6 protein-coding genes are annotated in these 8,850 nt (G+C 52.4%); 3 read left to right on the forward strand and 3 right to left on the reverse strand.

The features are described from left to right. The first annotated feature begins 21 nt into the window (after window positions 1–21). Entirely contained in the window at window positions 22–1,509 is a 1,488-nt protein-coding gene (locus tag L6758_RS09685; RefSeq protein ID WP_237198762.1) for a sugar ABC transporter ATP-binding protein, read from the forward strand. 100 nt (window positions 1,510–1,609) lie between these two features. Here L6758_RS09685 and L6758_RS09690 read toward each other — a convergent pair whose 3' ends face one another. Then, window positions 1,610–1,978: a hypothetical protein gene (locus L6758_RS09690; RefSeq protein ID WP_135013333.1), complete on the reverse strand. Its 369-nt coding sequence runs from the start codon at window positions 1,976–1,978 to the stop codon at window positions 1,610–1,612. A gap of 357 nt (window positions 1,979–2,335) precedes the next feature. Between L6758_RS09690 and L6758_RS09695 the strand changes: the two genes are divergently transcribed. Together L6758_RS09695 and L6758_RS09700 are read left to right on the forward strand one after the other, a co-directional pair. After that, window positions 2,336–2,818, forward strand: coding sequence for an RrF2 family transcriptional regulator (locus tag L6758_RS09695; protein WP_237198763.1), 483 nt, complete (start codon window positions 2,336–2,338; stop codon window positions 2,816–2,818). Window positions 2,819–2,938: 120 nt separating this feature from the next. After that, window positions 2,939–4,126, forward strand: a complete 1,188-nt coding sequence (locus L6758_RS09700) for a globin domain-containing protein (protein WP_237198764.1) — start codon at window positions 2,939–2,941, stop codon at window positions 4,124–4,126. Window positions 4,127–4,238: 112 nt separating this feature from the next. Here L6758_RS09700 and L6758_RS09705 read toward each other — a convergent pair whose 3' ends face one another. Continuing rightward, window positions 4,239–7,592, reverse strand: coding sequence for a type ISP restriction/modification enzyme (locus L6758_RS09705; RefSeq protein WP_237205821.1), 3,354 nt, complete (start codon window positions 7,590–7,592; stop codon window positions 4,239–4,241). Window positions 7,593–7,714: 122 nt separating this feature from the next. Further along, complete coding sequence (locus tag L6758_RS11055; protein ID WP_336603462.1) at window positions 7,715–7,999, reverse strand: hypothetical protein; 285 nt, start codon at window positions 7,997–7,999, stop codon at window positions 7,715–7,717. Between the last annotated feature and the right edge of the window lie 851 nt (window positions 8,000–8,850).

Here is an 8,850-nt window from a genome sequence, read left to right on the forward strand (position 1 = left end):
ATGTTGGAAGGAAAGAACAGAGTGGGAAATCTGCTGAGTGTCAAGAACCTCACCAAGAACCACGAGCACCTTCGCGCACTCAAAGGCGTGAATTTAGAGGTAGCTGCCGGTGAGATCGTAGGTCTTCTCGGCGAAAACGGTGCAGGAAAGTCAACCTTCCTGTCAATTCTGGGCGGCTGGGACCGCCCCGGTGGTGGCACGATCACTCTAGACGGTGAAAAGTACGCCCCCCACACTCCCGAAGAAGCTCTTGAAGCCGGTGTCGGTTCAATCCGCCAGAAATTCAAGGTGGATCCCGAACTTACCGTCGCTCAGGCGATTTTCCGCTCCACCGAGCATGCTGGTGAAGAGGAAGAAGCTCAGGTTGCCCGTGCCCAGGAACTCATTTCAGAAATTGGCCTGGCAGTAGACCCCCGCGCTAAGATGGGCGATTTGGTCCGTGCTGAGCAGGCCTTGGTCGAAGTTGTGCGTATGGAAGCCGAGAACACCCGTCTGGTGCTCATGGACGAAGTCGCTGCAACCTTCAACGACTACGAAATTTACCAGCTCCACGAGGTGACCCGTAAGCTGGCCGCCGAAGGTCGCGCGGTCATTTACATCACCCACCGCATCGACGAGATCCGGTCCCTGGCAAACCGCGCTGTCATCCTTTCTGAGGGCACCATCAATACCGAGATTAACCCCGGTACAATGACCGCCGAAGAAATTGCCTTTAAGATGTTCAACCGTGAAATCGAGATGGGTGGACGCCCTGACGAGTTCGCGGGCGAGGATGCCAAGCTGGTGATCGAGAACCTGACGAGCGCCAAGGGCTCTCTCAACAACGTCAGCTTCTCCGTAGACCGCGGTGAGATTTTTGGTCTGACCGGCCTGCGACGCTCAGGTATCAACGAGGTCGCAGCGGCTCTGGTGGGCGTGGACGAGACCGCCAAGTTTGGCACCCTCAAGATTAACGGCGAGGACGCCACTATCGGCTCCCCCGAGGAATCGGTTGCCCACGGTATTGGCTATCTGTCAGATAATGACGATGAGCTGGGCCTGGCCAACGAACGCTCCATCGCTAAGACCCTGATGGAAAACGCCGGCCTCAAAGAAAGCCCGGAGGACTTCCTTCATGAGGTCTCTGCCCTGCGTGAGGTGGCTGAGCAGATTCAGAAGCTGCGCATCAAGACCACTAACATCCAGGGTGAAGTCGGTAAGCTTTCGGGCGGTGACCAGCAGAAGGTCGCTCTGGCCCGCTGGATGACCACCGACTGCGAAATCCTGATTCTCAACCACCCCACCCGTGGCATCGATGTCAGCGCCAAGAGCGAGATTTACAAGATGCTGACCGAGCTGACCGAGAAGGGTACCTCTATCATCCTGATCGGTTCAGACATGTCTGAGCTCATTGGCCTCTGCAACCGCATCGCCGTGATGCGTTCGGGCGAGCTGGTCTCAATCCAGCAGAACAAGGCAGCGACCGAAGACACCCTCATGGGCGAGGCCCTGGGCGAAGACCTGGTCTAGCCGCCCACCGGCGTCCTGATGCTAAAAGAACCCCCGGCAGGTAATCTGCCGGGGGTTCTTTTAGTTACAGGCCTTTGAAAGAAAGGCTGCTACCTGTGACTTACAGGGAGATGCGACCTGAGATAGCGTTCAGCTTGTGACGAGCCAGAGCCAGGTTAGCGGTGTTGCGATCGAGTACCAGGTAGACGAAGAGGCCTGAGGTCTCTGAAGCGTTCAGAACGTTGATCAGGTGGTACTGGGAAGACAGGGTGATCATGATGTCTTCGATGTTGCCGTTGAGGCCCAGGTCGTTCATGGTCTTGAGCTTGGCACGTACTACGTTGGAGTTACCAGCGGCAGCAACAGTCAGGTCGAAACCGGGTGAACCGCCGGAGGCAAGAGCCATACCGGAGGAGATATCAACGAGAGCTGCACCGGTTGCGCCTTCAATGGACAGGAGTTCCTGGATGGAGGTATCAAGCTGTGACAAGATAATTCCTTATGTCTAGTTCTGCACCGGCCCGCTACGGGGGAGCGACAGGTGAAGAGACGGTGGGTGCGGTCAGCCTGGCCCTTGTCTTCAGCTGGTGTGTGATGACTGGGTGTGTGCCCGCGAGTGTTTACAGTATCAATACTACTCTCACAGGGGCTCGAACTGCTACAAATGACTGGACAGGTGTGCCGTGTGAAGCTCCTTGCAGCTAAGTGCACTTGCAATCGGTATCTGCTGACGCTGGAGTAATGGTGTGACAGTGGTGGTGAGACCGAAGGTTGAATCGTGAACCTTTTTAGCGGTACCGTGAAAGAAAGCTTTATCTGCCCGCCGATGAATTCAAGGAGTTGGCCCGTGCGTCTTACCGCATTTTCTGACGTGTCTTTGCGCGTCCTAATGCTGCTTTCGGGCCTAGAGGGGGAGCAGATCTCTACCCAGAAAATCGCTGAGGGGGTGGGTACTCCTTACAACCATGTGGCGAAGTCAGTAGCCTTTTTAGCCAACATGGGCCTGGTAGAGTCCACCCGCGGACGCACCGGTGGTATTCGCCTGTCAGAGGCCGGTGCCCGTGCCACGGTAGGACAGGTACTTCGTGCCTCCGAGGGCGATATTCCCATGGTGGAGTGCGAGGGCGGCGCGAATGAATGCCCCATGCGTCATGCCTGTTCCCTGAAAAAAATTCTGGCTAACGCCCGCGAAGAGTTCTTTAAAATGCTTGACCCCGTTGTTATTTCTGAACTGCCCAACGAACAGCAGATGGGCCCGGTCTTTGTGGAGCTGGGTCTGGGCCCCCTGGCCCAGACGAAAAAGTTGCCCCAGGCGTCCTTTGCCTCATAAGCCATTTCATCGCCGCTTCCGTGCTTCGAGCGCGGGGGCGGTTCTTTTTTCTCCCAAAACTAGTATTCTGTATGCTAGATTGATGTTGGTTTAACAACACTCTGTCACCAAGGAGGAGCCGTGCTCTCAGCAAAGTCCCGCCCCGTCATCGAGGCAACCCTGCCCGTCATCGCCGAGCGAATCAACGACATCACCCCCGACTTCTACCAGCGCATGTTCGCCGCCCGCCCCGACCTGCTCGACGGCATGTTCTCCCGCTCATCCCAGCTCGAAGGCACCCAGCCTAAGGCCCTAGCCGGCTCCATCGCGGTCTTTGCCTCCTACATCCTGGCCAACCCCGACAAGTACCCCGACGAGGTACTCTCCCGCGTTGCCCACAAGCACGCTTCCCTGGGCCTGCGCAAAGAAGAATACCCCACCGTCTACAAGTACCTCTTCGAGGCTATTGCCGCTAACTTGGGCGACATTCTGACCCCCGAAATCGCAGAAGCCTGGACCGAGGTCTACTGGCTCATGGCCGACGCCCTCATTAAGCTCGAAAAGGGCCTCTACGCTTCCCAGGCCAACGACGTTATGTTCGCCCCCTTCCGCCTGGTAGAGCGCAAGGAAACCGGCGAGAACGTGCTCGACCTTACCTTCGAGCCCGCCAACGCCGTCGCCATGACCGACGCTGTTGCCGGCCAGTACGTTTCCATCGTCACCAAGGCCAAGGACGGCCTGCGCCAGGCCCGCCAGTTCACCCTGCTACCTGCCGAGAAGAACCAGCGCCGCGTTGCCATCAAGCTCGACACCGCCGGTGAAATGACCCCCATCCTGCACGAGCTCGAGGTTGGCGCTATCGTCGAGGTCTCCAACCCCTACGGTGATGTCACCCTGGGCGGTTTTGGAGACGACGAGTCCCAGCCTCTCTACCTCTTCTCCGCTGGTATCGGCGTCACCCCCATGATTGCCTTCCTTTCGGAGCTGGCTGCAACCGGCTCCAAGCGCGAGGTCGTTGTTGTACATGCCGACCGCTCCTTCGCCACCTGGCCCCTGCGCGATGAGATGGCCGCCTACGTTGAGATGCTCGAGAACGGCCGCCTGGTCTCCTTCATCGAGGCGGACGGCGAGGGCGACTTCGAGGGCCGCGTCAATGTGGCTGAGCTTAACGTGCCCGCTAACGCTTCTGCTTACCTGTGCGGCCCCCTGGGCTTCATGCAGGGCGTCCGCTCCCAGCTGGTTGAAGCTGGCGTGCCCGGCACCCAGATTCAGTACGAGATCTTTGGCCCTGACCAGTGGATGCTGCACGACCAGGCTCGCGCCGCCTAAGCTGGCCCAAGGGTAGATAAAAGGACGCCCGCCCCACCTTCCTTGCCGTATGGCAGGAAAGCGGGGCGGGCGTCCTTTCCTAAAAATCTATTTGATTTGTAGCGCTCTTCACCTAAAAAATAGTATCCTCAGAAATAATTTTCTTCTGAGAAGGTGCTTTTCTCTCATCGGCAGTGGGTTCTACAAAGCTAGTCACGGGGATAATCTTGCTACTGACAACTCTATCGAGGAGTGAATGACCAGCTTCTTCTGCGGCGGTAAAGAACTCCACTTGCCATAGGAGCTCCAAAAGTTCGCGATCGAAAGACCACTGCGTCGCTTGAATCCTGTCTAGCGGGGAGGACGACTTCCCCGAGGGATTTTTCATACGGTAGCCTAACCACGAGCTGACAACAGGCATGCCAGAGACGCTATATTTCATTACGCTCTCAGGTACGGCAGCAAATACTCCGTCTCCTACAACAAGTTCTTTGGTTTCAGCATCATACTGCCAGTTTTCGGGGTACTTTGAAGGCGTTACTGCATGCTTGAGCTTTGCCTGACCGGTAAAACGACGCCGCACCTGCTGGCCAAATTGGTTGAGTTCTCCTGCGCAACGTTCGCCCCACGTTTGCTCAAAGATAAGGAGTTCACCAAACTGAGCTACCTCACGGAAGAGTTCATAACTTGCTGTGAAAGGAACTCTGAGTGCGGACTCGGTAAGCTCTTCTAAATACTTCTCTACAAAAGCACCTGTACCCATGATTCCGAAGGCATAATGGGCGATTTCTTCAGCAGTAACATCTTGTTTATATTTTTCCTTTAGTACCTTAAGGAGAGAAGCTGAGATATTGGGATTGTCCTGGGTGCTGGACCGGTAGAGAGGATAGATATCTTTTGCTCCAAAAGATCCTCGGAAGTAATGTAGGTCAGGGACATACGGCGATACGGTCAGTGCAGGGCCCTGACTCAAAGGGGTCGTCGAGAGGGTAGAGAAATATACCTGGCTTCCACTGTAGTTGTTCCAACTTGGCCCTGGCCTATCTATTACCCTGTGGTCTGCTATTAGATATTGTCTGTCAAAAGATCTATATCCATATCTCTGGATTTGCATATCAGGTAAAGCATCATCAAGATAAATAGGAGTAGTTGAAACTGATCCTGGTATTAAATCAGACTTTGAAGTAGTTTTATACTTTCTCCCGGATGGAGATTCATCAAATAGTTCTTGGCCTTGGGTGCCTGATCTTTGTAACAGAGATAATCTATTCTGTAGAGCGGATTTAGCTGGTGCAATGACCCAGCGCCGCCCTGCCTTATTTCCAGAATGAGACCAGGGGAATACCCAGTCTAGGGGGACAAATTTTTCAAGGGACTCCGTACTATCTGCAACAAATCGGGCATTCCAATCAGCTGCAACCACGCTAGACCATTTGGTGTCATGTTCTGGCACGTTGATTTCTGCTAGTTGCTTGAGTTTCTGCTGACGAGTGCCATTAATTTTTAGATAATGGATTTTCGCTTTTTGCGCGAGTCTATCTGAGTGCCTTTTTACTGAGCCGGTTGAAGTTTTCTCATGCTGAATACCGAAGAAAATAGCTACCGGGGTTTGAATACTAAAAACATTCTCTTCTCGGCGCGCACCACGTCCCTCACCTCCAAGATCCACTACCCAGATTTCATCGAACACTTTACGCATATATTCACGCATCCCAGCAAAACCTGGACCACGTAGGTAAGAGGAAGAAGTAATAAAAGAGACTACGCCAGCATTATCTCTATGCTGCTCACAGGCTTTCCAGATAGCCCACCGGAAAAAATACACATAACTGTTATAGAGATTCTTTGCTTGCCCTCCGGCACCAATTTTTTTAAGAGGACTAATAAAATCTTCTAATAATGGCTGGCGCCCTCGGACCTCTTGGAGAACAATGTTAGGAAAATTGTCGGACCCGGTACCGAGAGTTTTTTCTCGAGAACCACGGTCATAGGGAGGGTTGCCGAGAATAACTCGAATCTTGGTTCGGTCGCTCTTAACTATTCCGGCTTTTCGGGTTTCCTCATTAATCTGGTTTAGAACTTCCCAAATTTCTATCTGCTCGTTATCTGCCGAGATGGTACCTGGATCTGTGAGCGTATTGGTTAGGTATATATTGGCGCCTTCATCGAGGTTAGCTCCGTACTGCTCAAGAGCCTGCGTTAGGCGCAAATGAGCAACTGAATAAGAACCCATTAGTAACTCAAACCCGTAGAGCCTGCTCCCCAAGCTTCGTGCATCAATCTGACGTGTTTCTGAATGAGCTAGCACATGATTTGCAACCGCAAGTGGGTAGGCACCTGTGCCAACAGCAGGGTCAAGGATGCTGACGTCTTCTGACCCTAGACCTTCATGACGCCCAAAGCGTGTTTTCAGAATATCGTCTAAAAGGCGTACCTGCAGATTTACAACTTCGATAGGGGTGTAATATACGCCTGCATCTTTGCGCATTTTAGGGTCGTAAGCTGCAAGAAAGTCTTCGTAGAAGTAAAGCCAGGGATCTATCGAACGGGAAAACTGGTTTTTATCGATTACACCGATGGTGGTTTCAAGCAGGGTGATAGGCCCCTCAACATCTTTTCGGTAGGACTCCTGACTCATCAGCTGGAGAACTGATGCAATGAGCTTATGGCCATTCTTTCTGAGCGAGTCGCTAATAGCATTAACACTGAAATCTTCACTATTCAGCTCTGACTCAATACGCGCCAACAAAAGTGCGTAGGTAAATGTTTGAGCGAAGCTATCAGAGAACTCTTTGTGAGTAGCTCCTGGCATGAGATTAGTGCTCCAGTTTTTGTAGAGAACAGGTAATCCACGGCCTTCCGTCGCAACTGCGAGAGTATCGAGAACAGAATCTCTGAGAAAAGCGGTAAGGGGAGCTAGCTGTTGTGCGAGGTCTTTCGGCTTTGAGGGCACGATGGGAGTCCAGCGAAGGAACTGCTTTAGTAGACTTTCGAGAGCATTAGCTTGTTCTTGCGCGTCATTGCCGGTTTTCGAAGGGTCTAGATCTACATGGGCCAAGGGCGTATTGGAGCCTTGCCTCATTAGTGACCATTCGAAACCGTTACAGTAGAGCAGGTTAGGATGATTGGCCAGCTTTTTCCACTGTGTTTTGTCGTGGGCGCTCCAGCCAATCTTTTTCTGTGGGTTAGCACTTTTTGAAGGAGATTTGAGCTCTACATGCCCTATTAGCGGCCCATTGTTTTTCTTAACGGCTATATCTAGCCTGACCCCCTCTACAATATCGCCAGAAACCTGTCGATGCTCTGTCGAAGTGTGGACCGTCTGCCCCAAAAGCTCGCCAGCATTTTCTAGAAAGTTCGCAACAGGGAGTTTCAGCTGATCTTCGGGACTCACACGGTTGTCTAACTCAATTTCGTGCTTTAGACGACTGATCTTTTCAATGTAGGTTTCAACAGCGGTGTTGAAACTATGCGGGCGTGTAGGCATACCAAATCCTTTAACCTATTGGTGATACATCACATAACTATGATTATCACTCTCAAGGGTAGCGCATATATTCAAGAGTAAGGAATGAGTTGCAGTAGTTCTTGTCTAGGGGGCTTATCAATTTAAGGATGGTTCTTCCAGCACTCGATAACTTGGGATTCGTTAGCTAACCAGCTACCCAAATCGGGGTGGATTGAAGCAACAAGTCTCACCGTTGCGCGATGAATCTCGCGTACGTTGGTATTGAGTAGGCTCTCGTGGTGGGCAACCCGGTTGCGGGCAATATGTATCTGGGTTAGCCGATATGAGACGACGTAGGGGTTTGGCTCGTAGGGGAAAGCCTTGCAGAGGGCCTGTTCCCATAAATCCAGCTGGGAGCGCTTGGTGCGAACCTGATGACTTTTCAACGGAGCGCTGGTGTTAAGGCGCCCATCTGGTAAAAGACGCTTCCAGGTGCCTAACGTTATATGCGCAAGAACATCATCATGAGTGATAGGTGCACCGTGGCGTGGGTGAGAAAGGACCCGAGCATTAAGATCTTTTTGAGCTCTTGTATAAGCGCTGTCATACTCGGAGACGATTCTGTTCCCTCGTTTTGATAGGAGCAGGTTGGCCAGCTTCTGTGAGGGGTGTTTTAGCCATTCTTCTGAACCACCTGCTGCCCGGCGTCGAGGGTCACTATGATGTAAGGGCTGACCTGCTTGATTATGAGTAGATCCGTTTATTGCAGGCTGGAGACGGTTCCATCGTCTGAGCTGTTGATCGATAGACTCTCTTAGGAATATTTCAGCATGCCCTATAGCTTTACTCATCTCTAGGGATAACTCACAGTTCCATAAGTAAAGTGCCCGCTGGGATTCTAGAGATGAAGAAAAAGATCTGTAGGGAGCAAACCGCTCTGAAGCTATGTAGTCCTCGAAGTTAAAAGTCATTAGATTAGGATCTTCTCGACAATATCTGTACAGCTAGTGGTATATAGCAGTTTAGTCTAGTTTCTGATAGTCTGGGCTACAGAGACCGAGCCACCAGTGTTCTGCTGGTATCTAAGAGACTCCGGTATATTTATTGAGAAATGTCCCTCGCAGGTTGAGTCCTGTGAGGGCTTTCTTTATTTTATGACCCCTATAGCCCGGGTTATAGGCAGAAAAGTGTGTCCCACCCCGGGCGCGTCACCCACCACGACCACCCCAACCACGCCGCACCACCACACCCTCACCCACAACAAACACACCCCGCAACTCATCCAAAGAACGCCCCA

The sequence above is a fragment of the Rothia nasimurium genome (assembly GCF_928382285.1).
GTDB lineage: Bacteria > Actinomycetota > Actinomycetes > Actinomycetales > Micrococcaceae > Rothia > Rothia nasimurium_E.